We start from the raw sequence: 25625 nt of genomic DNA, 5'->3' as shown, positions 1-25625 counted from the left end.
TGCAGAAGATTCAGGTTCGGGATGCACGGAGCGCCTCGCCAAGTCGATCATTCAATGCAGCGCCATCGGTACGCGCCAGCGTCAGCATCTTGCGCGCCCACGCACCGATGCCGCCGCCGCTGGCGGCAAGTTCCGCCAGTTGCGCCTCCAGCGCGCGCAGCCGGCCGGTGGCGCCCAGTTGCAGCATCTCGCGCAGCAGCTCGGCGTGGGGCGGCGCCTCAGGCTCGGCGGGCTGGGCGGGCAGCGTCAGCGCGTGCCGGACCATGTCGATCAGCTCCGATTCGCGCACCGGCTTGCTGACGAAGCCGAGGTAGCCATGCTGAAGCCTGGCCTCCTCGGTGTTCTCGTGAGCGTTGGCGGAGACGATGACCACTTGCGGCGCGCCCGGCTCCGCGCGGATCTCACGGCACAGGTCCCAACCCGATGCATCCGGCAGGTTCAGGTCCAGCAGCACCAGGTGCGGATGCCACGCCCGCAGTTGCGGGAGCACAGCGGCGCCCTCCCCCACTTCCTGCACCGCCAGCCCCAACGGTGACAGGAAGCCGCGCAGCACCGCCCGGTGCGACTGCCGGTCATCGACGATCAACACCCTTGCATTCGCCGGCAGCGGCGCCTCCGGGACCCTCCGTGGCCGTGTTACCGGTACGGACAGTGCGGGTAGATAGAGCCGCACCGAGAACTCGCTGCCCATGCCCGGTGCACTGCGCACCCTGACCTCGCCGCCCATCAGGTCCACCAGCAGCCGCACGATGGCGAGTCCCAGTCCGATGCCCTCTCGGTCGTCATGGGCCGTGGCGCGCTCGAACGGATCGAAGATGCGCACCTGGTCTTCCGGCGCGATGCCGGGCCCCGTGTCGCTGACCGTGATCGTCGCCAGTTCACGCTGATGGCGTACCGCCAGCGTGACCGCGCCGTGCTCCGTGAATTTGATGGCATTGCTGACCAGGTTGATGACAATCTGCCGCAATCGCTTGGAATCGCCATGCACATGGGCCGGCAAGGCGCCGGATACGCGATAGTGAAACGTCAGCCCGCGTGCCGCGGCCAGCGGGCGGAACATGCGTACCAGGTCGTCGAACACGCCCTCCAGCGCCACGGCGTCGTGCTCGAGCCGCAGTTTGCCGGCCTCGATCCGTGACAGCTCCAGCAGGCCATCGACCAGGCTGGACAGGTGTTCGCCGGCGCGGCCGATGGTCTGCACATCCTCGCGGCATGCCGCCGGCAACGCCGGTGCCCGCAGCAGCAGCTGCGAGTATCCCAGGATGGAGTTGAGCCCCGCGCGCATCTCATGGCTCATGCCGGTGATGAACCGGCTCTTGGCGGCATTGGCCTGCTCCGCGACTTCCTTGGCATGCTGAAGCGCCGCATCGGTACGGCGGTGCGCATCGATCTCCTTTTGCAGCAGCCCGTTCTGGCGTTCCGATTCTTCCTGGGCGACGGTCCGGCTTTCGTTGGCCAGCACCAGCCACCAGGAAGCGACCGCGGCAAACAGCACCAGCCCGGCACCAATCTTGAGAAACAGGTCGGTGCGCGGCGCGGCGCTGTGCACCAATGGGCCCGATAGCTGCTCCTGCGTATAGAGCAGCCACAGCAACGTGCCGAACGCGAACACCATCCCAGCCAACACAAGACTGAACTGACCGATGCGGCGTGCCATGACCAGCGGCGTGCCGGCGGGCAGCACGCGCGTGAGCGCGAAGGCGATCTGCTCCTGCGCGCTGGCCCCCGGCTTGCACCGGTCGCCGCAGCGCGCATCCAGCGTGCAGCACAGCGAGCAAATCGGGCCGCGATAGGCCGGGCACGCGGCCACGTCCTCCTGCTCGAACGGGTTACGGCAGATCGCGCAACGGATGACCGCGTGCCGCGCGCCGAAGTGGACCGGTGCCCGCGCGATGAAATAGCGGCTCTGCGTGAGGTAGGCAATCGCCGGCGGCAACAGGACCGCCAGCGCGAGACCCACCCCTACCGAGGCGGGACGCAGCGTGTCGCCGAACACGCCGAGATGCACCAGCATCGACAACGCCGAGGCCAGCACCATGGCGCCGAAGCCTGCCGGATTGATGTCGAACAGGTAGGCGCGGCGGAATTCGATATCGCGCGGCGACAGTCGAAGCGGCTTGCTGATGACAAGGTCGCCAAAGATGGCGCCGACCCACGCCACCGCCAGGTGGGCGTAGAGCGCCAGCACTTGCTCCAATGCCTCGAACACGCCCATCGCCATCAGCATGACCGCGATCAGCACGTTGAACGCGAGCCATACCACGCGGCCCGGATGGCTGTGCGTGAGCCGTGCGAACACGTTCGACCACGCCAGCGAGCCCGCGTAGGCATTGGTAATGTTGATCTTGGTCTGGGAGACCAGCACCAGCAGTCCTGTCAGGAGCACGGCCACCCAGCCGGGCCAACCGTTGCCGAGCCCGAGTGCGAAGCCTGCCAGGTACATCTGCGTCGGTTCCAGCGCGTGGGCGATCGGCAATTCCGCCTGCAGTACGACGAAGGCGAGAAACGCTCCGCCAACCATCTTGGCCGCACCAAGGATGATCCAGCCCGGTCCGGCCGCAATCAACGCCCCCCACCATCGCACGCGGTTGTCCCGCGTGAGCGGCGGCATGAAGCGCAGGAAGTCCACTTGTTCGCCGATCTGCGCGATCAGTGCGGCGGCCACCGTGGCGGCGGCGCCGAACGCTTCCCATGAGAAACCGTCGCCATCGGCCAGGCGCCCGTTGAGCGAGAGAAACTCGGTATAGCGCTGCGGCTCGCGCCACAGGATCAGCCCATAGGGCAGGATCAGCAGCACGAGCCACAGCGGCTGGGTCCAGAGCTGGATACGCGACAGCAGCGTCACGCCATGGGTGACCAGCGGGATGACCACGATGGCGGACAGCAGGTAGCCGATGGACCTCGGCAGACCGAACAGCAGCTCGAATGCCTGCGCCATGATGGCCGCCTCGAGCGCGAAAAAGATAAAGGTGAAGCTGGCGTAGATCAGCGAGGTGACGGTGGAGCCAAGGTAGCCGAACCCCGCACCCCGTGCCAGCAGGTCCATGTCCACGCCATGACGCGCGGCGTAGTAGGAGATCGGCAGGCCGGTCAGGAAGATGACAAGGCTGACCACGCCGATGGCCCACATCGCGTTGGTGAAGCCATAGCTGAGCGTGATGGCGGCACCGATGGCTTCCAGCGCGAGGAACGCGACTGCACCAAAAGCGGTATTTCCGACCCGAAACGCGCTCCATTTTCGGAACGACCTTGGTGCAAACCGCAGCGCGTAGTCCTCAAGGGTCTCGTCGGCCACCCAGCGGTTGTAGTCGCGCCGGATCTTGCTGATGCGCTGGACGGGCTGGGGGACGCTCGACATGGAGAGGGGTGCATGGTCGCACTGGCAATGGGTCGTGCGCTGCGGATGCAAGAGATGTGCCGTGCGCCAGTGGCCGGCCCGACTACGTTGAATGACGTATGGCTGGGCGTCCCCCACCCGCAGCATGATCGCTCCGCAGCATTCCTCTTCCCCAACGGAGCGTCGATCATGCGTGACAACGAAAGCGATAACGAACAGAACGGGTCCCCGCCTTCCCAATCCCGCCGCCGGCTGATGCAGGGCCTTGCCGCCCTGCCCGCGCTGCCGCTGGCCGGCATGGCCGCGCAGGCCCACGGTGCCAATCTGCCTACCGGCACCGTGAATACCACCCGGCTCGCCGTCACCGATACCGAGGTCACCGTCGGCCAGCTGCATTCGGCCACCGGCACCATGGCGATCTCGGAAACCGGGTCGATCCAGGCCGAACAGCTCGCCATCGACCAGATCAACGCCGCTGGCGGCATCCTCGGCCGCAAGATCAAGGTCATCAAGGAAGACGGTGCCTCGGACTGGCCGACCTTCGCCGAGAAGTCCCGCAAGCTGCTGGTCAACGACCGTGTGGCGGCCGTGTTCGGCTGCTGGACCTCCGCCTCGCGGAAGGCCGTGCTGCCCGTCTTCGAGAAAGAGAATGGCCTGCTCTACTACCCGACGTTCTACGAGGGCCTCGAGCAGTCCAAGAACGTGATCTATACCGGACAGGAAGCGACCCAGCAGATCATCTGGGGCCTCGACTGGGCCGCCAAGCAGAAGAACGCCAAGAGCTTCTTCCTGATTGGCTCCGACTACATCTGGCCGCGGACATCCAACAAGATCGCGCGCAAACACATCGAAAACTTCCTCAAGCTCAAGGTCGTGGGCGAGGAGTACTACCCGCTCGGCCACACCAATTTCAACTCGCTGATCAACAAGATCAAGGTCGCCAAGCCCGACTGCATCTACGCGATCGTCGTGGGCGGCTCGAACGTTGCCTTCTACAAGCAGCTCAAGGCGGCCGGAATTACCGCCGACAAGCAGTTCCTGCTGACCATCTCGGTCACCGAGGACGAAGTGCTCGGCATCGGCGGCGAGAACATCGCCGGCTACTACGCGGCCATGAAGTACTTCCAGTCGCTCGACAACCCCAACAACAAGCAGTTTGTCGATGCATTCAAGAGCAAGTTCGGCAGCAAGGCCGTGATCGGCGATGTCACGCAGGCCGCCTACCTGGGCCCCTGGCTGTGGAAGGCCGCGGTGGAGAAGGCCGGCAGCTTCGATATCGACAAGGTCGTCGCGGCCTCGCCGGGCATCGAATTGAAGTCCGCCCCCGAGGGTTACGTCAAGGTGGATACGAATCATCACCTGTGGAGCAAGACGCGCGTCGGGCTGGCGCAGCTCGATGGCCAGTTCAAGGTGGTGGCCGAGTCGCCGCAACTGATTCCGCCCAATCCGTTCCCGAAGGGCTATCAGTAAGCCCGTCGCCGTCCCATCGATCCACGGAGTAAGAGTCATGAACGTGTCGGACATGCTGAACATCGGCCTGATGCAGGGCTTTGCAGGGCTGAGCCTGTTCTCGGTGCTGCTCCTGATGGCGCTCGGGCTGGCCATCATCTTCGGCCAGATGGGCGTCATCAACATGGCGCACGGCGAGTTCATGACCATCGGCGCCTATGTCATCTTCCTGGCCTCCACCACGGTGGAGCGCCTGGCGCCGACGTGGATGCCCTACTACTTTCCCTTCGCCATCTGCGCCGCGTTCGCCATCGCGTTCGGCGCGGGTTGGCTGGCCGAATGGGCGCTGATCCGGCATCTCTACAAGCGGCCCCTCGATACGCTGCTCGCCACCTGGGGCCTGTCGCTCGGCATGCAGCAGGCGTTCCGCTCCACCTTCGGCCCCAAGGAAGTCAGCCCCACGCTGCCCGACTGGCTGATGGGTTCATGGTCACCCGCACCCGGGCTCGACATCCCCATCAACGGTCTGTTCGTGATGGCGCTCACGCTCTGTGTAGCGGGGCTTGTCTGGCTCGCGCTGTACCGGTCGCGCTGGGGGCTGCGCGTACGCGCCACCACGCTGAACCGGCCGATGGCGAATGCAGCCGGCATCAATACCCGGCGCACCGACCGCCTGACGTTTGCCATCGGCTGCGGCATCGCGGGCGTGGCCGGCGCGGCATTCACGACGATCGGCTCCACGGGCCCCACCAGCGGCGCGCTGTACATCGTCGATTCGTTCCTCGTGGTCACGTTCGGCGGGGCAGCGAGCCTCGCCGGCACGGTGGCGTCGGCGTTCGGCATCGCGCAGATGCAGTCCATCACCGAGTTCTTCATGACCGGGTCGATGGCACGGGTGCTGACCCTGCTGCTGATCGTGACCATCCTGATGATTCGTCCGCAGGGCCTGTTCGCCCCGGCGGTACGGCGCTGACATGCCAGGAGCACAAACGATGTCCAACTCTTCCCGACTGCAACGGCTGCGCGGCATAGGCGGCGCATGGGCCGGCTACGCGCTGCTGGCGCTCGTGCTGGTGGTGATCATGCCGCTTGCGCTGGATGTGTTCCGCCTGAACCTGATCGGCAAATACCTGAGCTACGCCTTCGTGGCCGTGGGGCTGGTGATGCTGTGGGGCTACGGCGGCGTCCTGAGCCTGGGCCAGGGCGTGTTTTTCGGCCTCGGCGGCTATGCCATGGCGATGTTCCTCAAGCTGGAGGCATCGGATGCCAAAAGTACCGCCATCCAGTCCACGCCGGGCATTCCCGACTTCATGGACTGGAACCAGCTCACGGCGCTGCCATGGTGGTGGGAGCCGTTCCGCCATCTGCCGGTCGCGCTGATCGGGGTGGTGGTGGTGCCGGCCCTGCTGGCATTCGTCATCAGCGTGGCGATGTTCCGGCGGCGCGTGGGTGGCGTCTACTTCGCCATCATCACGCAGGCGGTGGCGCTCATTCTGTCAGTGCTGATCATCGGGCAACAGGGCTATACCGGCGGCGTGAACGGCATCACCGACCTCAAGACGCTGCTCGGCTGGGATATCCGCACCGACAGCGCTCGGCTGATTCTCTACTTCGTCACCGTGGCGCTGCTGTTCGGGGCCATCGCACTGTGCCGTTGGATCCAGCGCAGCAAGCTCGGCGTGCTGCTGCTGGCGATGCGCGACAAGGAAGACCGCGTGCGGTTCTCGGGCTACGACGTGTCGATGTTCAAGGTGTTCGTGTTTTGCCTGGCGGCCGCGCTGGCGGCCATCGGCGGCGCCATGTTCACCTTGCAAGTCGGGTTCATGTCGCCGTCGTTCGTCGGCATCGTACCGTCCATCGAGATGGTGATCTTCGCCGCGGTGGGCGGCCGCATGAGCCTGGTGGGTGCGGTGTGGGGCACGCTGCTGGTGAATGCCGGCAAGACCTACTTCTCGGAGAGCTTTCCGGATCTGTGGCTGTTCCTGATGGCGGCGCTGTTCATCGGCGTGGTGGTGGCGTTTCCCGACGGGCTGGCAGGGCTCTACGCCAAGTACATCGGCCGTCGCCGCCGCACCACCGAGCCGCCCAAGCCGGAAACCCTGCCGGCCAAGACGGCCTGACCGGGAGACATCATGAGCAATACCGACTTCATGCTGGCGGTTGAGGACTTGACCGTGTCGTTCGACGGCTTCAAGGCCATCGACAACCTCACGCTATACGTGGACCGCGACGAGCTCCGCGTGATCATCGGCCCGAACGGCGCCGGCAAGACCACGCTGCTCGACTTGATCTGCGGCAAGACGCGCGCCGGCGGCGGCAGCGTCAAGTTTCGCAATCGCGAGATGACGGGCCTGCCCGAATACCAGATCGTACGCGCCGGGGTCGGGCGCAAGTTTCAGACGCCCTCGATCTACGAGAACCTCACGGTGTTCCAGAACCTGGCCGTCTCGTTCCCCCGCGGCCGCAGCGTGCTGGGCGCGCTGACCTTTCGCACCACCGAGGCGGAGCGCCAGCGCGTGGCCGAGGTGGCTGCGGAGATCGCGCTCGACGATGTCCTGGAGCGCGAGGCGGCCCAGCTCTCGCACGGCCAGAAACAATGGCTGGAGATCGGCATGTTGCTGATGCAGGACCCGAAACTGCTGATGCTGGATGAGCCGATCGCAGGCATGAGCGTACGCGAGCGCGAATTGACCGCCGACCTGCTCAAGCGCATCAGCAAGGGCCGCGCGGTGATCGTGATCGAGCACGACATGGACTTCGTGCAGCGTATTGCCGACAAGGTCACCGTGATGCACCAGGGCCGCATCCTGGCCGAAGGCTCGATGGCCCAGGTGCAGAACGACCCCCGCGTGATCGACGTCTACCTCGGCCACTGACGCGGCCAACTCGCCAAAGGAGAATCCCGCATGCTTTCCGTGGACAACGTGGTGGTGAACTATGGCCAGAGCGAGGCGCTGCATGGTGTGTCTTTCTCCGCAGCGCAAGGCGAAACCGTGGCCATCATGGGCCGCAACGGCATGGGCAAGACCACGCTGTTCAAGGCGATGATCGGCATGCTCCCGGTACGCTCGGGCCAGGTTACCGTGGATGGCCGCGACGTGGCGCACGACGAAAGCTATCGTCGCGTGCGCGCCGGCCTCGGCTATGTGCCGCAGGGCCGCATGATCTTCTCGCACCTGACCGTGGAGGAGAACATCCTCACCGGCATGGAGCAAAGCCGCGTGCTGCGGATTCCGGACGAGATCTTCGCGATGTTCCCGGTGCTGTTCGACATGCGGCGCCGCAAGGGCGGCAACCTCTCCGGCGGGCAGCAACAGCAGCTGGCCATCGCCCGCGCGCTGGTGAGCAACCCGAAGGTGCTGCTGCTGGATGAGCCCACCGAGGGCATTCAGCCTTCGATCATCAAGGACATCGCGCGCGCGCTGAACGAGATTCGGCGCACGCGCGACATCACTATCGTGTTCTCCGAACAGGTGCTGAGCTTCGCGATGGACGTGGCCGATCGGCTGCTGGTCATCGAAGGCGGCCGCTTCGTGCACGAGACCCAGCGCCACAGCACGGATGTGGCGCACATCCGGCAACTGCTGTCGGTCTGAACGCAATCCCGCATCTTCACCGCATCTTCCCCGCTACCAGGAGGCAAACGTCATGACGGATACCCTGATCAAGGTCGATCTGGCCGAATCGCCGTACGAGAACCCCAACGTCCACAACCGCTGGCATCCGGATATCCCGATGGCCTGCTGGGTCAAGCCCGGCGAGGATTTCATCCTGGAGACCTACGACTGGACCGGCGGCTTCATCAAGAACAACGACTCGGCCGACGATGTGCGTGACATCGATCTCTCCATCGTCCATTTCCTGACCGGCCCGGTGGGCGTGGAAGGCGCGGAGCCGGGCGACCTCCTCGTGGTGGATCTGCTCGACATCGGCGCGAAGCCTGACAGCCAGTGGGGCTTCAACGGATTCTTCTCGAAGCAGAACGGCGGCGGCTTCCTGACCGATCATTTCCCGCAGGCGCAGAAGTCGATCTGGGATTTCCACGGCCTGTACACCTCGTCGCGGCATATCCCCGGTGTGAACTTCGCCGGGCTGATCCATCCGGGGCTGATTGGCTGCCTGCCGGACCCGGCCATGCTCGAGACATGGAACAAGCGGGAGATGGACTTTATCGCCACGCAACCGGACCGCGTGCCACCGCTGGCGAATCCGCCCTTCGCGGCGACGGCGCACATGGGCAAGCTGCAGGGCGATGCGCGCGACCAGGCCGCCGCCACGGGGGCACGCACGGTGCCACCGCGTGAGCATGGCGGCAACTGCGACATCAAGGATTTGTCGCGCGGCGCCAAGGTGTACTTCCCGGTCTATGTGGATGGTGCCGGGCTTTCCGTGGGCGACCTGCATTTCTCGCAGGGCGACGGCGAAATCACGTTCTGCGGCGCGATCGAGATGGCGGGCTGGGTACATATGCGCGTGTCGCTGATCAAGGGCGGCATGGCCAAGTACGGCATCCGCAATCCGATCTTCAAGCCGAGCCCCATCACGCCGAACTACAACGACTACCTGATCTTTGAAGGGATCTCTGTCGACGAAGCGGGCAAGCAGCACTATCTGGACGTACAGGTCGCCTACCGGCAGGCGTGCCTGAATGCGATCGAGTACATGACCAAGTTCGGATACTCGCGGGCGCAGGCGTACTCCATCCTCGGAACCGCCCCGGTGCAGGGGCATATCAGTGGCGTGGTGGACATTCCCAATGCCTGCGCCACACTGTGGTTGCCCACCCAGATCTTCGACTTCGACATCCGTCCCAGCGCCAGCGGGCCGACGCGGATGATCGCGGGGGACGTGGATCTGCCACTGTCGCCAGACGTGGTCTAAGCCGGCACCATGTTGCAATCCACCCAGCGGAGCGGCGATGCCTACCTATGACTACCGGTGTAAGGACTGCGGCGAGTTTGCATTGATCCGGCCGATGGCCCGGCGCGATGCGCCTGCCATGTGCCCCGCCTGCGGCATGGGTGCGGAACGGGCACTCGTGGCCGCGCCGGCGCTCGCCAGCATGGCGGCGTCGGCGCGGGCCGCCCATGCGGTCAACGAACGCAGCGCGGCTGCGCCGAAGGAATCATCGCGGCATGGATCCGGTTGCGGGTGCTGCGCGCAGCCGAAGCTCGCCGGCCGGCCCGACGTGGCCAAGAGCACCAGCGGCAGGCCGTGGATGATCTCGCACTGAGCAGCACAGGGACTGACCCCAGCGCGGCCAACGTGCTGGGGCGTCCAGCGCCGTTGAGGCACGGTCTCCCCGTGCCCAATATCAAATCTTCCTGCGATCGCTGACCACGACTAGCGCTTGCGCCTGGACTTTGCCCACCGAGCGCGATCTGTGAGGAATCGAGGCATTGAAGTAGAGCGAGTCACCGGCACTCATGCGCACGGTGCGGCCATCGAACAACACCTCCATTTGCCCTGATACCACGAAGATCAGCTCCTCTCCAGCGTGGCTGGCCATCGGTTGATCCTCAGCCAATGTGAAGGGCGGCAGCATGATAAACGGCTGCATGGCCTTGTCCGGTCGCTCCGCCGCAATGGCTTCATAGGTATAGCCATGTCGCTCGGTAGACGGACTGAACGGAATGCGGTCGCCGGCCTTTACGTGAAGGATCTCGTTGGCGCGCGATGACCTGGAGATGAGCTGATCGACGGTCACTGACAACGCTTCAGCCAGCTTGAGCACGGTGCCGATGGTCGGCGACGACAACCCCCGTTCCAGCTTGGACAGGTAGCTCTTCGTCAGCGATGCGCGCTGCGCCAGTTCTTCAAGCGTCAAGCTATTCAGCTTGCGTAGCTCAGCCAGGCGCTCAGCAATGCCCGGCGTCGCGGGCTCTGCGCTCACTTCTTGCTTTTTCGTCATCCCGGGGATCGAAGTTCCAAAGCGCCTGCACAGGCGCTTCCACAGACCGCAATTGTAAGGGTCGAACGTTTTCACGACAACGCAGTTGCACACATGACACTTTGGTGTCATTCTAGACACACTTGTTTCCAATATCCCCAAGGAGAATGCAAGTGAGTCCCAGCCGCCCCCGCTGTCGTGACCTGACGTTCGTGGTCACCCTTTCCGCTGCCGTACTGTTGAGTGCACCCCTTGCCGGTCACGCGGCAGAGTTTCCCGACAAGCCCATTACCCTGGTCGTCCCGTTTGGCGCGGGAGGCATTACAGACCTCGTGGCCCGCGCCACGGGTAAGGCCCTTTCCGAGCAACTCGGTCAATCCATCGTTGTGGAAAACCGTCCGGGCGCGGGCGGGAACATTGCGGCGGACTTTGTCCGGCGCGCACGGCCGGACGGCTACACCTTGATGTTCACCACGGTCGGCATCCTGGCCGTCAATCCTCACACGGACATCAAGGTCAACTTCGACAGCGCGAAGGACTTCACCTACATCTCCCTGGTGGGCTCAACACCGCATCTGGTCGTGGTGGGTGCCGATGTCCCGGCAAATACGCTCGCCGATCTCATCAAGCTTGCCCAGCGCAAACCAGATTCCGTGAGCGTTGGAACCGCTGGCGTCGGTAGCTCGCCTTATCAAGGGATGCGCGTGCTTCAGGACGCGGCAAGAATCGAGTTTCTCCATGTGCCATTCAAGAGCGGCGCCGAGTCCGTCACCAATGTCGTATCGGGACAGGTGAACATGACTTTTGAGGCGACACCTCAAGTCATGCCGTTCGTCACCTCGGGCAAGCTTCGCGCGCTCGCCGTAGCGAACCCGCGCCGGCTGTCCACTGCACCCCAGGTTCCTTCGACTGCCGAACTGGGGTTCCCGACGCTGGTGTCAGGCTCGGTGGCAGGGCTGATCGGACCAGCGGGACTCGACCCCGCCATCGTGAAGAAGCTCAATGCGGCGGTAGGCACCGTCACGGCAAATCCGAAGTTCAAGGCCACGCTGGTCGCTCAAGGGACCGAGCCAATGGCCTCGACGCCTGAACAATTCCGAAAGCTGATCGAAGAAGAGAATCAGCGATGGTCGGCGCTGCTCGGCGCGGCCGACAAGACAAAGTAAAAGAAGATTCGTATTCACCATACTCTCCAGCACATCCCAGAAAGGACACACCATGGCTGACACAATGCAAATGAGCAAAAGCGAGATCGTCGCCGCTTCGCTCAAGACGATGCAGACGGAACTCCGGGCTGACAAGATGCCCCTGCGCGAGGCCGTCGCGGAAACCTGCCGAGTCCTGTTCGCGTTCGGTCACGATTCCGGGCTCGCGGGCCAGATCACCGCGCGGGCCGAGGCGCCCGGCACGTACTACACGCAGCGCCTGGGTCTTGGCTTCGACGAAATCACCGCGGACAACCTGTTGCTCGTCAATGAGGATCTCGAAGTGCTTTCCGGGAACGGCATGCCGAACCCTGCCAACCGCTTCCATTCCTGGCTGTATCGCGCGCGTCCGGACCTGAACTGCATCGTTCATTCCCACGCGCCGCATGCCTCTGCGCTTGCCATGCTCGAGGTTCCCCTGACCATCTCCCACATGGACACCTGCGTCCTCTACGACCAGACGGCATTCCTCGAAAAATGGCCCGGTATCCCGGTTGGCAATGAAGAAGGCGAAATCATCTCCAAAGCGCTCGGCGACAAAAAGGCGATCTTGCTGTCACACCACGGTCTTCTGGTTGCTGGTGCGTCGGTGGAAGAAGCTTGCGTGTTGGGCGTGATGTTCGAACGTGCTGCGCGCCTGCAGCTCCTGGCGATGGCGGCGGGGGAGATTCAGCCGATTCCGCCGGAACTGGGTCGTGAAGCGCAACGCTGGGTGAGTACCCAGAAGCGGTTCGAAGCGACGTTCGCCTACTATTCCCGCCGCGCCCGTCGCGAACTGCCGGCGGATTGAAGCGGAGGCGCGGCCGTTCAACGTTTCGTCGGATCGTCGGCGGTTTCCGGGGCGGCTGGAGAAACGCCACCGTCACGCCATCCGGACCCCGTGCGCAAACGGTGGCTGTGCTTTTGCATTCCATCGTTCAAGGGCAAAGACAGTCGTATATCGTGAGTAACGGCGCAGGCAAGAGGTGCATACTCTGCCGTACATCGTCAAACGAGGGACCGAACAATGGCGAAATACCTGATCTCCTTTCCTGCAAGGGCGATGGCAGTCCCCGCCGAGGATTTGGCCGCCGTGGGCGAAGCTGCGCGCGAGGTCATACGCGAGGCGAAGGCCGCAGGCGTGTACGTGTTCGGTGGTGGTATCAACGATAATGTCGCACCACTCATGGTCGCTTCAGACGGCGCGGTCACAAACGAGACCTATCCCCAGACAGAGGAGTTCGACGGCGGCTTCTGTGTCCTGGAGCTTCCATCGCGCGAAGCCGCCATCCAGTGGGCCGCTAAGATCGCCAAAGCTTGCCGCTGCTCGCAGGAACTCCGCGAGTTTGGGTATGACCCGGAGAGCTGACGGGCAAGGCCCGTACCCACGGGGTTCGCCAGGGCAGTCAACCTCCATCGATTCTTGATAGAACAGTAGAGTGATTGATGATTACAGGACACGTCTTTATTGCCACCAGCCTTGATGGCTTTATCGCCCGTCCCGATGGCGATATCGGTTGGCTTCTGGAGCGGGACGACCCCTCGGAAGACCATGGCTACGCGAGCTTCATCGCCGACAAGGATGCGATCGTGATGGGCCGGGGGAGCTATGAAAAGGTCCTCACCATGGGGGAATGGGCTTACGACAGACCGGTGCTGGTGCTATCCCGTCAGTTGGCCGGCACGCCGGTGCCGGAAGCGTTGCAGGGGAAGGTGCGCTTCTCGAACTGCACGCCCTCGGACGCGATGGCGCAACTCGCGAGCGAAGGCGTGCGCCGCGTCTATGTCGACGGCGGCCAGGTGGTCCAGTCGTTCCTGCGCGACAGTTTGATCGCTGACATGGTGGTGACTACGGTCCCGGTGCTGATCGGGACCGGCATACCGTTGTTCGGCGCCCTGCCGCAAGACGTAAGTCTGGCGCTCGAGTCAAGCCGGCACTTTCCATCCGGCCTGGTGCAGTCGACCTATCGCGTATTGCGCTGATTACCGGGAGCGGCCCGGCAGTCAAGCCGCCATCGCGCGGCGCTCCTCGTCGTCCAGCAGCGGGCCGTCGAGCGTCACCCGCGAATGGTCTGTGCGGAATTTCTGGATGACCGGCTTCAGTTCTTCCTTGACGTGCGCCTCGCTGTAGCCGTTGAACAGGTGCCCGATCAGGCCGCGGCGCAGGTCCGAGGTGCCCATGATGTAGTCCGCGATCGGGAACGTCAGGTTCATGTTGTACTTCATCATGATGCCCATGTTGTGATGGGCGGTATGGTGGCGCCGGATGGTGTTGACGAACGGCATGTTGCGCACGAACCAGTTGTCATGCACATGGCAGCAGTAGTGGAACGTCTCGTAGATCAGGTACTGCGCCACCATCGTGATGAAGACGAAGTAGCCGGCGTTGGCGTTGAAGATCAGGGACGCCAGATAGCCCAGCCCGCCGCCACCCACGCCGAGCGTCGCCAGTACGCGCCACGGGAAGAACACGATGCGGAACTCGCGCGTGGTATCGATCGTGGCTTCCTGGTCGGTGAAGTACTGGTGATGCTGACGCGTGTGGCGCTCGTAGATGGCGCGCAGCGCGAACACGTCGATCCGGCGGTGCATGACGTAGCGGTGCATGAACCATTCGACGAAATTCCCGGCCAGGAACACCGGCAGGATCAAAGTCCATTCCCATGTGACGCCGTGCAGGTGCTGGATGGCCCAGTACAGCGCGGCGATGCCCACGCCGTAGATCACGGTGATGTGCAGCAACCCGTTGTAAAGCGGGCTGATGTCGGCCTTGTACTGCTCCCTGAACTGGCGTTGGCGTTCAGTCATCATGATTGCATCTCCGGTAAAGTCCGCCGCACTAACATATCAGTTGGATATAAAAAGGCGGCGATCCAAAAAATGCCCCTGTCGCACAGGGGCGCTGTCAGGGCGCGGCTCGCGGGCCGCGCGGCGAAATCGTTATTGAGAGACTTCCTCCAGTGCCCTGCCGCGTGTTTCGACGCCCAGCATCAGCACCATCGCGGCTGCCACGGCGAAGGACAGCGCTCCCAGCGTGAACACCCCGCCCTGCCCGGTCACCGGCAGCAGCACGCCAACCAGGTAGGGGCCCGCCAGCGAACCGATTCGGCCGATCGACGAGGCGAAGCCCGAGCCGGTGGCGCGAGAGCGCGTGGGATAGAGTTCCGGGGTGTAGGCGTAGAGCACTGACCACATGCCGAACAGGAAGAACTGCATGCACAGCCCGGCGGCAATGAGCTGCTCCACCGGCACCTTGTGCACCGCCGCCTGGCCATAGGCATACGCGGCGACGGCGCTGCCGAGCAGCATCAGCGCGCAGGTTGGCTTGCGGCCCCATTTCTCGAGCAGCCATGCCGAGAACATGAACCCGGGAATGCCCGCCAGCGAGATGTAGACCGTGTAGAGCACGGACTTCGTCACCGCATAGCCGGCCTGCTGGAGCAGCGCCCCGAGCCAGGTGGTCAGCCCGTAATAGCCGAGCAGCGCGAAGAACCAGACCGACCAGAGCATGATCGTGCGGCGCGCGTAGGGGCCTGACCAGAGTTCCATGAAGCGCGCCTTCCGGTTTGTCGGCTGCGGGCTCCGGTAGGTCGCCGCGACCGGCGGCAAGGCGTGGCCCCAGGCACGTTCCACACGCTGTTCGATGCCTGCCATCACGGCGTCGGCTTCGCGCTTGCGGCCCACATCTTCGAGCCAGCGCGGCGATTCGGGCACCATCCGACGCACCACGAATACAAATACGGCCGGCACGGCCAGTGCGATGAAGATCCCGCGCCAGCCGATCATCGGCAGCAGGAAGTACGTCATCGCGCCGGCGGCGATGAAGCCGATCGGCCAGAACCCTTCCAGGATGGCAACGTACTTGCCCCGGCTCTTGGCCGGCACGATTTCGGACACCATCGACAGGCCGATCGGGAACTCCATCCCCATGCCGAAGCCAAGCAGGACGCGGTAGAGCATCAACGTCGTCACGTTGTCCGCCAGCCCGCACATCAGGCTGCCCACGCCCCAGAAGATCATGCTGACCTGGAACACGGGCTTGCGGCCGAAGCGATCCGCCAGCAGGCCGGCGATGGCCGCGCCCAGGAACATGCCCAGGAAGCTTGAGCTGGCGAGCATGCCGGCCTGCGCGGCGGTCAGGCCGAACTCGGCCTTGATCGAACCGAGCACGAACGTCATGAGGCCGAGGTCCATCGAATCGAAAAACCACGCGGTGGCGATGATGCCGAACAACGAGCGCTGGTAGCCCGTCATTGGCAATCGTTCCAGCCGCGCCGCTACGCCGGCCTCCAGCCTGAGGGCGCCTGCTGACATATCCATGGTTGTCTCCTGTGTAGGTGAATCGCGCTCTTTGCCGGCGCGCTTTCGTAATATATTAGTTGGACATCGCTGATGTTCAAGTTATGGTTTACGGCATGCCGTGCGAAGCGGCAACGTTCGGTCCATCGGAAATGTCGTGCTATGCCGCGCGGCGCGGTGCCATGTGCGGGGCTTCGGCGGAGAGGTCGCCGTGCCAGGCATGCTGGACGATGGCGGCATAGCGCGCCGGCACGTCCGGCACGGGAAACGCCTTGGCGAGGCGCGTCACGCCAAGGGCGTCCTTCACCAGCGCCGCCAGGTCGTCTTGCGCGATGCCGCACTGCTGCAGGGTTGTGGGGATGCCCAGATCACGGACCAGATCGCGCACCAGGACGGGGAGGCGCGCCACGGCCGAATCGGGGTCGGTGTCTTCGATCCCAAACAGGCGGGCCACGGCAAGCATCTCGTCACTGCGCACGTCGCGCAGGGCATCGAGCACGTAAGGCAGCATCACTGCATTGGTCGTGCCGTGCGAGCGATGCGTCAGCCCGGCGACGGCATAGGCAATGCCATGCACCGCGTTGAGGCCGGCACTGCCATATGACAACGCGGCATAGAGGCTCGCTTGGCTCATGCCGATGCGCGCTTCGGTGTCGTCGCCGCGCTGGTAGCTGCGCAACAGATACCGGCTGCACAGCCGGATCGATTCATGCGCGAACAACATCGTCAGGGCATTGCGGCCGCTGTAGCCGGGGTCAGCGTCCCCGCCCCGGTCGAAACGGGCGGAGTCGAGCGTCAGGTATGACTCGACCGCGTGCGTCAGCGCATCGATGCCCGCATCGGCCGTGACGCGCGGCGGGCAGGTGTAGGTGAACTCGGGATCGATCAATGCCACGGCGGGCCTCAGCCGGTTGTCCATGACGGCAACTTTGGTGGCGTTCTCCGGATCGACGAGGATCGCCCCGGGCGTGGCCTCGGAGCCCGTTCCGGCGGTGGTGGGCAGCGCAATCATCGGCAGGATGGGGGTGGCGCTGTCGATCGTGCCAATGAAATCCCGCACCGGGTTGCCGGCGGGGAGCGTCAGGCACAGCGCCTTGGCCAGATCGATATTGCTGCCGCCGCCGATGGCGATGACGTGATCGACAGGCACGCCGTCGAGCTGCGCGCGGAGGGCTGCCGTAGCGGTGTCGCAGAGCGTGGTCGTGGGATCCGGCAGCCCGCCGTCATAGATCAGCAGTTCCACGCCGTGCGCGCGTGCGGCAGCGACGAGTTCATCGACCCATGGCGTGGCAGAGGTGAAGAACGTATCCGTGACCAGCAGGCCACGGCGATAGCCGAGCCGCTGCAGCAGCGCCGGCAACTGCGCACGGCTGCCGGCGCCCATGATCAGGCGCGCTGGTGCGCAGAAATAGATCAGGTCCTCCACTCTCATGCTGTCTCCTGTGGGTATGTTCTGTGTCCCTGCGCTGCCGGCGGCATGGGCCATTGCTGGCGCAGATACGCGGCGATGGCGTCGGTCCGCTCGGTCAGCACGCTGTGGCCGGCGCCCTGCAGGACGAGCAACTCGGCGCGTGGGATCCCGTCGGCCAGCATCGCGCCGTGACTGAGCGGGCAGTCGGCGTCCTCGCTGCCATGGATGACAAGCGCCGGGCACGCGATGTGGGCCAACTCGCCACGCTGATCCGTCCGCCGGATGGCGTTCCAGGTCCACGCCACGGTGCGATGGTCGGCTGCCTCGCGCAGCCCGAGCCGTTGCTCGCGTGCCGCGATGGCTGCCAGCAGCGCATCCGGTGACGATGGGGTGAACCACGCCACTGCGTCGAGGTGCGGCGTGCCCGAGACCAGCAGCAGTTCGGTGGGCAACGGCCAGGCGGTCATCGTGCGCGCCTGTGCCAGATACGCCAGCGCCACCGAGACCCCCATGCTCCATCCAGCCAGCACGAACGGCCCGTCGACATGGGTGTCAATCGCCCGGCTCAACACGCGGGCGTAGGCGTCCAGCGAGCAGTCGCGCTCGCTGATGGGCGAACTTGCCCGCCCTCGCCCGGGCAGGTTCGGCAGGATGAACGTGCACTGGTCGGCCAACTGGTGTGCCAGCGGCAGCCAGGCGCCCCGCGTGCCCTGAATGCCATGTGCGGCGACCACGGTAATCGGCCCCTTCCCCACGACAACGACATCCTCGTTCGCCATGCCGCCTCCGGTACACATCTAATATATTAGTAGGATAGTAGCAGAAAGCCGACGGGAAGCAAGGGCGAAATCCACCGTGTACAGAAGATGCGTACGACTCATATACAATGGGTTTTCCGTGCATCCTGACCTCGGCCATGACCTCAAAACCCGCCACGCGCGCCCGTTCCGCGCCAGTACAAGAGCCTGAAGAGACCCCAGGCCAGCGCGGCAAGCTGACCGACATGGCGTACGAGCAGGTGGAAGAAGCGATCGTGACGATGAAGCTGGCGCCGGGCAGCTCGGTGTCGGAGTTGCAGCTCAGCGAGATGACGGGAATCGGCCGCACGCCGATCCGGGAGGCGATTCAGCGCCTGGCGCGCGAACACCTGATCATGGTGCTGCCGCAGCGCGGCCTGCTGATCGCGCCAATGGACGTGGCCAAGCAGCTTCGCCTGTTGGAGGCGCGCCGCGAAGTGGAACGACTGATCTGCCGCTGCGCCGCACGCCGCGCCACGGCCGAGCAGCGCGATCACTTCAAGCGCCTGGCGAAAGAATTCGAGCAGTCAACCCGTAGCGGCGACGACGTCGCCTTTGTGCGCGCGGACCGGGAGTTCAACGAACTATGTCTGGTTGCCGCCCGTAACGAGTTTGCCGAAGGGTCGATGCGGCTGATGCACGGTTTGTCGCGCCGCTTCTGGTATCTCCACTACAAGGAGGCGGCGGACCTGCCAACGATGTCGAAGCTGCACGCCACCGTGGCCTCGGCGATTGCGCGCGGCGATGTCGATGGCGCCGGCGAGGCGCTCGATGCGCTGCTGGACAACATCGAGGAATTTACGCGCGCGACGGTGCTGGGGGACCATCGATAGCGCCCCCCGTAGCGAAAGCCTGACTCAGAACGGTGCCGTCATCAGCCCGTAGAGCGTCCGCACGCCGTTGACATAATTCCCGAGACGAAGATTCTCGTTCGCGGCATGCTGGTTGTTATCGGCGTTGACGAGCGGGACGATCACGAACGGCACTTTCAGTACATTCACGATTTCCGCCGTCGGCACGGTGCCACCCATCATGCGGATGCGGACGGGCTCCGGGCTCGTGCCGAAGGTGCCGGTGATGCCCTGGTACGCCCATTTCGCGACCGGAGAGTCCATCGGCGAGCCCGCCGCATCCGCCCCTTCGCTCTGGTAGGAGAAGCTCGCCAGCTTGTCGTAGCGCGCGCGTTCCTCGTCGGTCGGCGAGCCCTTCACAAGGTGGTAGCCCTGCTTGACGATGTACTGCTCGATCAGCTTGCCGAGGTACGCGGCATCGGAGTCCGGCGTGGTACGCAGATCCAGTTCGGCCTCGGCCTTGTCCGGCACGATATTGGCGACCTTGTCACCGACCGCGGCGGCGGCCATGCCGCGCACGTTCAGCGACGGGTATTGCAGCGCCTCCTGATAATTGGCACCGACTTTCTCCGCTTGGGCGATGCCAATACGGGTCTTCAGCGCCTTCTCGTCGTCAGGCACGGCAGCCATGATCTTGCGCTCGGCATCGCCGAGACGGACCTTGGCGTAATAGCCCGGAATGGTGACGCGACCGCTCTCGTCCTTCATCGAACCCAGCAGGCTCGCGAGCCGAAGCGCCGGGTTCGGCGCGTAGTTGCCGTAGTGACCGCTGTGCAATGGCGCCTTCGGACCGAACACGGTGATCTTCGCCTTCGCTGCCCCGCGGTTGCCGAAGATCAGTGTGGGGCGATTGGTAGCGTGCATGGGCCCGTCGTGGATGATCATGCCGTCGCAGGCCAGCAGGTCGCGATGGGCCTGCATCACCTTGCCGATGGAGGGCGAACCCTTCTCCTCTTCGCTGTCCAGGATCACCTTGATATTGACAGCGGGCTGCGTGCCGGCCGCCTTCATCGCATCGATGGCCGCCAGCAGCATCATGATCGGCCCCTTGTCGTCGGACGAGGACCGACCGAAGACCCGCCACTCCGGGTCCACCGCCCCCGAGAACAGGTTGGCGACGTCGATCTCCTCCCAATCGCCATTGGTGCCCTTCTTCTTCAGCACAGGATTCCACGGACTCTTCTGGGCCCATTGGGAAGGGATGACCGGCTGGCCGTCCAGGTGCATATAGAACAGGACGGTCTTGCGCGACGCCTGCTTGCCCGGATACTCCGCGAACAACATCGGCTTGCCGTCATTGTCCAGCGGCTGGGTCGTGAAGCCACGCTTGCGGAATGCCTGCTCGAGCCACGCCACGTTGCGCCGGATATCTTCGGGCGCCACCGAATCATTCGGGATGCTCAGCAGGTCCAGATATTCGCGGTAGCTCGCCTGCGCCTGCTGCTGCGCGGCTTCGGGTGCCAGAGTTGCCGCGTGTGCTGTGAGATTGGACAGGCTGATGGCAGCCGCGCAGAGAGTGAGGCGGAGGGTCAGGCAGGGGGCGAAGGCGTTTCTCATCTTGTCCTTTTGGATTTTTTTGAGGAGGGGTACCGTACTGCTTGGCTTGGATTCTACGCCGTAGCCCCCTAGGCCGCCGCCGTCATCTTGAAGATGCCCTGCGCGTTCCCGGCGTCAAACCCGAGGTCCACCTTGCGGCGGGCCTCGGCTTCGTCCTCGAAGCTGTCCCGCGTGATGAACTCATAGAACGAGCCCGGCACCTGGCGCGTCACCGTCTCGCCGTCAGCGCCCACGAACTCGCGCGTCACCGGGTCGGCGCGGAAGGCGGTTTGCTTGACGCGGCCGCTGCCGGAGACCTCGACCTTTTCCTTCATCGGACGGCCCAGGGCCTTCTGGGCGTCCGCCAGGGCGAAGACGTCGGCCACGCGGTCGGTGGCGTGGTTGAAGGCGTTGCCTTCGGTGGAGATCCACGCCATTTCGGCCGATTCCTGGAGCAGGGTCTCGTAGTCTTCCAGACGCGGCGCCGGGTGCTGGCGGGCGAAGCAGCGGGCTAGCAGGCCGACCAGTTCGGCACCATCCGCCACGGCCAGCAGGCCGTCGCGTTCGAGTTGCCATAGCAGCGTCTGGGCGCGCGGGGTCAGCGGATCGATGGAGGCTTCGGTCACGCGGGTCACGGCGGCGCGGAAGGCGTCGCCGTAGCGCTCGCGCTCCGGGTGGAACTCGCTCAGGAAGAACTGGGCGATCTGCTCGGGGGCGTCGGCATGGGCGTACGAGCGGCCGGTCATGCCGATGCGGTCGAGCGGATAGGTGCCGTTCAGCACGTAGCCGAGCGGGCGCAGGATGCGCGTGAAGGCGGCCTCGCCCTCGGGCAGCGCGCCGCTCGCCCACTTCACCGTGCGCAGCGCGCCGTGGTCGAAGGTGACCTTGCCGCCGGCCCGGGCCACGTCGTCGGTGTAGGCGCGGCCGGTCGGCACGCGGTCCAGGATATCGCCGAACAGCACGACGTTGAGCGCCTGGGCGATCTCGGCGCGCGTGGCGCGGCCCTCGATATCGGCCGGCAGCCCTTCGGGCATGGTGACCAGGGCCAGCAGGTGGGCGGCGCGGGCCGCGCCCAGGTTGGCATTGAGCAGCTTGGCGATGTTCGAATTCATGGGGACGTGGTCACGGTGGGGTTGCGCCGCAGCATAGCGGCAGCGCCGGGCGGGTCACAAGCGACGAATGCTCACAACGTTGTGCGCCGCGCGCACGATGTCCGCGTCGCTATACTCTCCCCCTGCCGCCCCACCCTGCCCCCGCCCGCCATGAGAAAGGACATCCCCAACCTGAACGCGCTGCTCGCGTTCGAGGCCGCCGCCCGGCTGGGCAGCTTCACCCGTGCCGCCGACGAACTCGCGCTCACCCAGAGCGCCGTCGGCCGGCAGGTAGCGCTGCTCGAGCAGCGGCTCGGCGTGGCGCTGTTCACCCGGGTGCGGCGCCGGCTGGAGTTGACCGAAACCGGGCGAGAGTACGCGGCGCGCGTGCGGCGCCATCTGGACCATATCGAACGGGACACCCAGGAGATCAGCGCCGGCCGCACCCAGGGCTACACGCTGGAGTTGGCCGTGGTGCCGACCTTCGCCACCCAATGGCTGATTCCCCGCCTGCCGGATTTCGCCCGGCTGCACCCCGAGATCACGGTCAACCTGAGCGCCCGCTCCCAGCCCTTCTCGTTCCAGGATTGCGCCTACGACGCGGCGATCTACTTCGGCGACCAGTTCTGGCCGGGCACGCGCGGCGGGGTGATTTTCCGGGAAGGCGGCATGGTGCCGGTGTGCAGCCCCGCCTTTCGGGCGGCCCATGCGCTGGCCGATGCCGAGGGCTTCGCCCACTGCCGCCATCTGCACCTGAGCACGCGCCCGCAGGCGTGGCGCGACTGGTACGCGGTGCAGGGCTGGGACTACAGCGTGGCGGCGGCGCGCGGGCCGCGCTATGAGCTGTTTACGATGATGACGGCCGCCGCGGCGGCCGGGCTGGGCATCGGGCTGGCGCCGCGCCTGCTGATCGAGCGCGAACTGGAGACCGGCCAGCTGGTGATTCCGGTGGAACGGGTGCTCGACGTGAGCCAGGGCTACTACTTCGCCTATCCGGAGGACGGCCCCCACGCGCCCGCGCTGGATGCCTTCCGCGACTGGGTGCTGGGCCTCTCGCCGGACGCGGCGCGCGAGCCCTGAACCGTCCTGACCGCCCGGACCCGGCTGCGGCTAACCCAGCCGGCTGGCCAGCGCTGCCAGTGCGGTGTCGAAGCCGCGCAGCAGGGCCGTGGTCGGCTTGTCGGCAGGCTGGCGCCGGGCAAGGGCCCGGGCCACGCTGGCGGCGATGCCGGCGCGCTGGGCCCCTATATATATTAGGCAGCGCGCCCGGGCATCCGCCCCATTGGCGGCCAGCACGGCCAGTACGGGGGCCAGCGACAGCGTGCGCTGGCCGTCCGGCGGGATCGCGGCGAGGTCGCCGCGCGGACCCAGCAATTCCGGCAGCAACAGGCGAAACACCGCGTCGCCCCAGTCGCGCTTGTCATCGGCCTCGGCGTCGCGGCGGCGGGCCAGCGCGGCGCGATAGCCGGCATCCACCACCTCACGCGCCTGCACCAGCGGGCGGGACGCCCCCACAGTGATGCAATCAGCACCCAAATACTGCGCGCCACCGGGCTGCTTGGCGGCCAGTGCCACCTGTTGCAGGCCGTCGGGCACCCAGGCGTCGAGCGGGACCATCGCGCAGGTGGCGGGCCGGTCGGCGTGGATGGCGCAGCGGTTGTCGTCGGCCAGCGCCGGGCAGCGGCCAGCCGAGGGATAGTCGATGGCCTGCGTCATCAGGACCAGATATTCCCCGCCGGGCAGCGCATGGCCCTGCCGGCGGGCGATGGCGTGGAACTGCGCGACGTCTTCCTCCCCCACCTCCACCACCCGTCCCGCCACGGCATGGCGCGTGCCGGCCACCGGCGGGCGGATGCGCCGCAGCGCCAGCGCGCCGATAAAGCGGTCGGCATGGCGGAACAGCTCCGGCAGCGCCATCAGCGGCGGCGAGTTGCAACATTTGCCGCAGGCCGTGCAGTCAAACGACAGCGTGGCGCCCTCTACCATGGCCGGCGCACGGAATCGTTGAATCGGGCCAGGATGAAGGTCTTGACCGCCGGGGCGTGGAGCGCGGCCACCGTGGCCCCGGCCCACCCCGCCCCACAGTCCGCAGCGCGCACGGCCAGCACATTGGCCCAGGGCACGCGGGCGTCTTCCATGCCGATGGCGTCGCGCGCCGGGGCGAGGTTGGCGCTGGCCGCCGTCGCATAGGGCATGGCCACCAGCGCGCTCGTGCGCAGCGCGCCGGGCAGCCGCGCGGCCGGCAGCGTGTGCCAGCGCAGCTTGCGCGGGTTATCGACGATGTCTTTCGGGCGCGGCGTGAGCCCCGCCGCCGAATCGAGCCGCACCAGCCCATAGCGTTGCAGCAGCAGCAAGGCCCGCCCCTGCCCGGCGCGGTCCGCCGGCAGCGCCACCACGCCGCCCACCGGCACCTCGCGCAGCGCAGCGAGTTGCTGCGCGTACAGGCCCATCGGATAAGTCACCGTGTAGCCGGCGGCGCAGACCTGCGGGTTGGCGGCCACCACCTGGGCGTCCTGCGCCACGGAGCCGTCGATCTGGCCGGCGGCCAGCGCGGCGGCGGCCTTGCCGGCATCGGCAAACGCCACGGCTTCCAGCCGCACGCCTTGAGCGAGGCCGGCGGGCGCCGCTGCCTCGATCAGCGCGCGGTCGGTTTCCGTCGCCACGCCAAGGCGCACCACGCGCGGGGCATCGTCCGCTCGGGCGGTGACGGCGATCATCGCCAGCAATATGGAGAGGGCGAATCGCCCCAAGCGGTCAGCCATCGCGCAGCACCGTACGGAACCCGATGTGCGAGGTCGGCAGGTCACGCTCGGCGGGTTCCCGGGCCGAGGCGCGGTAGCGGACGCAGAAATCCGGCGCGCACAGGAATGAGCCGCCCTTGATCACGGCGGTACGGGCGTCGCGCCGCTGGCGCGAGGTGGCCGCCGCCACCGCCGCCGTGTCGCCGTTGGCGTGCGACTGGCGCGGGCCGGTGTACGGGTCGGCGGTCCATTCCCAGGCATTGGCGATCATGTCGTGCAGCCCCCACGCGTTGGCCGCGTAGCAGCCGACCGGCGCCAGCCCGTCGAAACCATCCTGCGAGGTGTTGAGCACCGGGAACACGCCTTGCCAGTAGTTGGCGGTGGGCGTGCCGTCCGGGGTCTTCGGCGCGGTTTCCAGGCCGGCGCCGTCCTGCCCGGCCTTGGCGGCGAACTCCCATTCGTCCTCGGTGGGCAGGTCGCGGCCGAGCCATTGCGCGTAGGCGCGCGCATCGGCCTGCGTGACCAGCGTCACCGGCTGGTTGTCCTTGCCGGCGACGTCGGTGGCCGGCCCGCCCGGATGCCGCCAGTCCGCGCCGCGCACCATCGACCACCACGCGTACGGGCGCTGCTGGAGTTCGGCATCGCTCGGCTTGTGGAAGATCACGGCCTCGCCGGCACGCTCGGCGTCCGTGACGTAGCCGGTGGCCTGCACGAAGGCGGCGAACTGGGCGTTGGTGACTTCGGTGCGATCGATCCAGTAGGCGCCCACGCGCGCCGTGCCGGCGGGGCGCTCGTCCGGGTAGCCGAGCGTGGTGCCGGGTACGAAGCTGCCGCCGCGCACGTGGACCATGCCGGCGGTGCGCTCCCGGCGCCAGCCGTCCGGCAGGCCGGCGTATGTCTGGCACTGGCGCGCGCTGCCGAGCGGCGAGGCGGTAGTCCCGGTGATGGCCGGCACCGCGCGCACGCCGACCGTGACGGCCAGCCCCGCAGCGAAGGCCAAGCCGGCGACCGCCGCCAGCGGCCGGGATGCAATACGCAT

At 65.9% G+C, this 25625-nt stretch carries 24 protein-coding genes; 13 read left to right on the top strand and 11 right to left on the bottom strand.

Annotated elements, in window-relative coordinates:
* Positions 1-10 precede the first annotated feature (10 nt).
* On the bottom strand, positions 11-3358 hold the full coding sequence (locus AC1DFU_RS04655; RefSeq protein ID WP_092293922.1) for a hybrid sensor histidine kinase/response regulator: 3348 nt from the start codon (positions 3356-3358) through the stop codon (positions 11-13).
* A 168-nt stretch (positions 3359-3526) separates the two neighbouring features.
* Between AC1DFU_RS04655 and urtA the strand changes: the two genes are divergently transcribed.
* Genes urtA through AC1DFU_RS04620 form a run of 7 tightly spaced genes read left to right on the top strand, consistent with a single transcriptional unit; the run spans position 3527 to position 10019 of the window.
* On the top strand, positions 3527-4807 hold the full coding sequence (gene urtA / locus AC1DFU_RS04650; RefSeq protein ID WP_441591260.1) for an urea ABC transporter substrate-binding protein: 1281 nt from the start codon (positions 3527-3529) through the stop codon (positions 4805-4807).
* A 37-nt stretch (positions 4808-4844) separates the two neighbouring features.
* Positions 4845-5759: an urea ABC transporter permease subunit UrtB gene (gene urtB / locus AC1DFU_RS04645; protein ID WP_441591259.1), complete on the top strand. Its 915-nt coding sequence runs from the start codon at positions 4845-4847 to the stop codon at positions 5757-5759.
* A gap of 19 nt (positions 5760-5778) precedes the next feature.
* Complete coding sequence (urtC, locus tag AC1DFU_RS04640; RefSeq protein WP_441591258.1) at positions 5779-6906, top strand: urea ABC transporter permease subunit UrtC; 1128 nt, start codon at positions 5779-5781, stop codon at positions 6904-6906.
* A gap of 12 nt (positions 6907-6918) precedes the next feature.
* Positions 6919-7662: an urea ABC transporter ATP-binding protein UrtD gene (urtD, locus tag AC1DFU_RS04635; RefSeq protein WP_092293928.1), complete on the top strand. Its 744-nt coding sequence runs from the start codon at positions 6919-6921 to the stop codon at positions 7660-7662.
* A 30-nt stretch (positions 7663-7692) separates the two neighbouring features.
* Positions 7693-8382, top strand: coding sequence for an urea ABC transporter ATP-binding subunit UrtE (gene urtE, locus AC1DFU_RS04630; RefSeq protein ID WP_441591257.1), 690 nt, complete (start codon positions 7693-7695; stop codon positions 8380-8382).
* A 52-nt stretch (positions 8383-8434) separates the two neighbouring features.
* Positions 8435-9667: a formamidase gene (gene fmdA, locus AC1DFU_RS04625; RefSeq protein WP_092293932.1), complete on the top strand. Its 1233-nt coding sequence runs from the start codon at positions 8435-8437 to the stop codon at positions 9665-9667.
* A 37-nt stretch (positions 9668-9704) separates the two neighbouring features.
* Entirely contained in the window at positions 9705-10019 is a 315-nt protein-coding gene (locus AC1DFU_RS04620) for a zinc ribbon domain-containing protein (protein ID WP_092293934.1), read from the top strand.
* Positions 10020-10100: 81 nt separating this feature from the next.
* Here AC1DFU_RS04620 and AC1DFU_RS04615 read toward each other — a convergent pair whose 3' ends face one another.
* On the bottom strand, positions 10101-10697 hold the full coding sequence (locus AC1DFU_RS04615) for a helix-turn-helix domain-containing protein (protein ID WP_092293936.1): 597 nt from the start codon (positions 10695-10697) through the stop codon (positions 10101-10103).
* A 146-nt stretch (positions 10698-10843) separates the two neighbouring features.
* Between AC1DFU_RS04615 and AC1DFU_RS04610 the strand changes: the two genes are divergently transcribed.
* The 4 genes from AC1DFU_RS04610 to AC1DFU_RS04595 all read left to right on the top strand — a co-directional run bounded on the left by AC1DFU_RS04610 (position 10844) and on the right by AC1DFU_RS04595 (position 13843).
* Positions 10844-11842 carry a Bug family tripartite tricarboxylate transporter substrate binding protein gene (locus AC1DFU_RS04610; RefSeq protein ID WP_441591256.1) on the top strand — a complete coding sequence of 333 codons (999 nt, stop codon included), beginning with the start codon at positions 10844-10846 and terminating at the stop codon, positions 11840-11842.
* Between the two features lie 52 nt (positions 11843-11894).
* Positions 11895-12671 carry an aldolase gene (locus AC1DFU_RS04605; protein WP_441591255.1) on the top strand — a complete coding sequence of 259 codons (777 nt, stop codon included), beginning with the start codon at positions 11895-11897 and terminating at the stop codon, positions 12669-12671.
* Between the two features lie 216 nt (positions 12672-12887).
* Positions 12888-13229, top strand: coding sequence for a YciI family protein (locus AC1DFU_RS04600; RefSeq protein ID WP_092293942.1), 342 nt, complete (start codon positions 12888-12890; stop codon positions 13227-13229).
* A gap of 77 nt (positions 13230-13306) precedes the next feature.
* Complete coding sequence (locus AC1DFU_RS04595) at positions 13307-13843, top strand: dihydrofolate reductase family protein (RefSeq protein ID WP_092293944.1); 537 nt, start codon at positions 13307-13309, stop codon at positions 13841-13843.
* A 21-nt stretch (positions 13844-13864) separates the two neighbouring features.
* On the opposite strand, the gene AC1DFU_RS04590 is transcribed toward AC1DFU_RS04595, so the two are convergent.
* From AC1DFU_RS04590 to AC1DFU_RS04575, 4 genes are all read right to left on the bottom strand, one after another.
* Positions 13865-14671 carry a fatty acid hydroxylase family protein gene (locus tag AC1DFU_RS04590; RefSeq protein ID WP_441591254.1) on the bottom strand — a complete coding sequence of 269 codons (807 nt, stop codon included), beginning with the start codon at positions 14669-14671 and terminating at the stop codon, positions 13865-13867.
* A 129-nt stretch (positions 14672-14800) separates the two neighbouring features.
* Entirely contained in the window at positions 14801-16180 is a 1380-nt protein-coding gene (locus tag AC1DFU_RS04585) for an MFS transporter (RefSeq protein ID WP_441591253.1), read from the bottom strand.
* Positions 16181-16319: 139 nt separating this feature from the next.
* Positions 16320-17591 (bottom strand): iron-containing alcohol dehydrogenase, encoded by a 1272-nt coding sequence (locus tag AC1DFU_RS04580; RefSeq protein WP_441591252.1) that lies wholly within the window; start codon positions 17589-17591, stop codon positions 16320-16322.
* Positions 17588-18367, bottom strand: a complete 780-nt coding sequence (locus AC1DFU_RS04575) for an alpha/beta fold hydrolase (protein WP_441591251.1) — start codon at positions 18365-18367, stop codon at positions 17588-17590. Before AC1DFU_RS04575 ends, AC1DFU_RS04580 begins: the two co-directional genes overlap by 4 nt.
* 119 nt (positions 18368-18486) lie before the next feature.
* Here AC1DFU_RS04575 and AC1DFU_RS04570 point away from each other — a divergent pair, with 119 nt between their 5' ends.
* Positions 18487-19200 carry a GntR family transcriptional regulator gene (locus tag AC1DFU_RS04570; protein WP_092294381.1) on the top strand — a complete coding sequence of 238 codons (714 nt, stop codon included), beginning with the start codon at positions 18487-18489 and terminating at the stop codon, positions 19198-19200.
* 24 nt (positions 19201-19224) lie between these two features.
* Here the strand turns inward: AC1DFU_RS04570 and AC1DFU_RS04565 are convergent, their stop codons facing one another.
* Both AC1DFU_RS04565 and AC1DFU_RS04560 read right to left on the bottom strand, forming a co-directional pair.
* Positions 19225-20775 carry a M20/M25/M40 family metallo-hydrolase gene (locus AC1DFU_RS04565; protein WP_441591250.1) on the bottom strand — a complete coding sequence of 517 codons (1551 nt, stop codon included), beginning with the start codon at positions 20773-20775 and terminating at the stop codon, positions 19225-19227.
* A gap of 68 nt (positions 20776-20843) precedes the next feature.
* The gene (locus AC1DFU_RS04560; protein WP_441591249.1) at positions 20844-21866 is read right to left on the bottom strand and encodes a DUF1338 domain-containing protein; all 1023 of its coding nucleotides are present in this window, start codon (positions 21864-21866) and stop codon (positions 20844-20846) included.
* A 150-nt stretch (positions 21867-22016) separates the two neighbouring features.
* Between AC1DFU_RS04560 and AC1DFU_RS04555 the strand changes: the two genes are divergently transcribed.
* Positions 22017-22925: a LysR substrate-binding domain-containing protein gene (locus tag AC1DFU_RS04555; protein ID WP_092293957.1), complete on the top strand. Its 909-nt coding sequence runs from the start codon at positions 22017-22019 to the stop codon at positions 22923-22925.
* Between the two features lie 30 nt (positions 22926-22955).
* On the opposite strand, the gene AC1DFU_RS04550 is transcribed toward AC1DFU_RS04555, so the two are convergent.
* Genes AC1DFU_RS04550 through AC1DFU_RS04540 form a run of 3 tightly spaced genes read right to left on the bottom strand, consistent with a single transcriptional unit; the run spans position 22956 to position 25625 of the window.
* Positions 22956-23831, bottom strand: a complete 876-nt coding sequence (locus AC1DFU_RS04550; RefSeq protein ID WP_441591248.1) for a YkgJ family cysteine cluster protein — start codon at positions 23829-23831, stop codon at positions 22956-22958.
* Positions 23825-24607: a MetQ/NlpA family ABC transporter substrate-binding protein gene (locus AC1DFU_RS04545; RefSeq protein WP_441591247.1), complete on the bottom strand. Its 783-nt coding sequence runs from the start codon at positions 24605-24607 to the stop codon at positions 23825-23827. The genes AC1DFU_RS04550 and AC1DFU_RS04545 overlap by 7 nt, the downstream gene beginning before the upstream one ends.
* Positions 24600-25625: a formylglycine-generating enzyme family protein gene (locus AC1DFU_RS04540; protein ID WP_441591246.1), complete on the bottom strand. Its 1026-nt coding sequence runs from the start codon at positions 25623-25625 to the stop codon at positions 24600-24602. The genes AC1DFU_RS04545 and AC1DFU_RS04540 overlap by 8 nt, the downstream gene beginning before the upstream one ends.

This window comes from Cupriavidus sp. 10L45 (genome assembly GCF_056395225.1).
This window is presented reverse-complemented; position numbering and strand designations above follow the sequence as displayed.

Bases quoted from the DNA above. Each gene is read 5' to 3' on its own strand.
- urtA (WP_441591260.1), top strand. From the start codon at position 3,527: ATGCGTGACAACGAAAGCGATAACGAACAGAACGGGTCCCCGCCTTCC.
- AC1DFU_RS04615 (WP_092293936.1), bottom strand. From the start codon at position 10,697: ATGACGAAAAAGCAAGAAGTGAGCGCAGAGCCCGCGACGCCGGGCATT.
- AC1DFU_RS04605 (WP_441591255.1), top strand. From the start codon at position 11,895: ATGGCTGACACAATGCAAATGAGCAAAAGCGAGATCGTCGCCGCTTCG.
- AC1DFU_RS04560 (WP_441591249.1), bottom strand. From the start codon at position 21,866: ATGAATTCGAACATCGCCAAGCTGCTCAATGCCAACCTGGGCGCGGCC.
- AC1DFU_RS04575 (WP_441591251.1), bottom strand. From the start codon at position 18,367: ATGTGTACCGGAGGCGGCATGGCGAACGAGGATGTCGTTGTCGTGGGG.
- AC1DFU_RS04565 (WP_441591250.1), bottom strand. From the start codon at position 20,775: ATGAGAAACGCCTTCGCCCCCTGCCTGACCCTCCGCCTCACTCTCTGC.
- AC1DFU_RS04540 (WP_441591246.1), bottom strand. From the start codon at position 25,625: ATGCGTATTGCATCCCGGCCGCTGGCGGCGGTCGCCGGCTTGGCCTTC.
- AC1DFU_RS04570 (WP_092294381.1), top strand. From the start codon at position 18,487: ATGACCTCAAAACCCGCCACGCGCGCCCGTTCCGCGCCAGTACAAGAG.
- AC1DFU_RS04655 (WP_092293922.1), bottom strand. From the start codon at position 3,358: ATGTCGAGCGTCCCCCAGCCCGTCCAGCGCATCAGCAAGATCCGGCGC.
- AC1DFU_RS04620 (WP_092293934.1), top strand. From the start codon at position 9,705: ATGCCTACCTATGACTACCGGTGTAAGGACTGCGGCGAGTTTGCATTG.
- urtB (WP_441591259.1), top strand. From the start codon at position 4,845: ATGAACGTGTCGGACATGCTGAACATCGGCCTGATGCAGGGCTTTGCA.
- urtE (WP_441591257.1), top strand. From the start codon at position 7,693: ATGCTTTCCGTGGACAACGTGGTGGTGAACTATGGCCAGAGCGAGGCG.
- fmdA (WP_092293932.1), top strand. From the start codon at position 8,435: ATGACGGATACCCTGATCAAGGTCGATCTGGCCGAATCGCCGTACGAG.
- AC1DFU_RS04600 (WP_092293942.1), top strand. From the start codon at position 12,888: ATGGCGAAATACCTGATCTCCTTTCCTGCAAGGGCGATGGCAGTCCCC.
- AC1DFU_RS04545 (WP_441591247.1), bottom strand. From the start codon at position 24,607: ATGGCTGACCGCTTGGGGCGATTCGCCCTCTCCATATTGCTGGCGATG.
- AC1DFU_RS04555 (WP_092293957.1), top strand. From the start codon at position 22,017: ATGAGAAAGGACATCCCCAACCTGAACGCGCTGCTCGCGTTCGAGGCC.
- AC1DFU_RS04550 (WP_441591248.1), bottom strand. From the start codon at position 23,831: ATGGTAGAGGGCGCCACGCTGTCGTTTGACTGCACGGCCTGCGGCAAA.
- AC1DFU_RS04585 (WP_441591253.1), bottom strand. From the start codon at position 16,180: ATGGATATGTCAGCAGGCGCCCTCAGGCTGGAGGCCGGCGTAGCGGCG.
- AC1DFU_RS04580 (WP_441591252.1), bottom strand. From the start codon at position 17,591: ATGAGAGTGGAGGACCTGATCTATTTCTGCGCACCAGCGCGCCTGATC.
- AC1DFU_RS04610 (WP_441591256.1), top strand. From the start codon at position 10,844: ATGCAAGTGAGTCCCAGCCGCCCCCGCTGTCGTGACCTGACGTTCGTG.
- urtD (WP_092293928.1), top strand. From the start codon at position 6,919: ATGAGCAATACCGACTTCATGCTGGCGGTTGAGGACTTGACCGTGTCG.
- urtC (WP_441591258.1), top strand. From the start codon at position 5,779: ATGTCCAACTCTTCCCGACTGCAACGGCTGCGCGGCATAGGCGGCGCA.
- AC1DFU_RS04595 (WP_092293944.1), top strand. From the start codon at position 13,307: ATGATTACAGGACACGTCTTTATTGCCACCAGCCTTGATGGCTTTATC.
- AC1DFU_RS04590 (WP_441591254.1), bottom strand. From the start codon at position 14,671: ATGATGACTGAACGCCAACGCCAGTTCAGGGAGCAGTACAAGGCCGAC.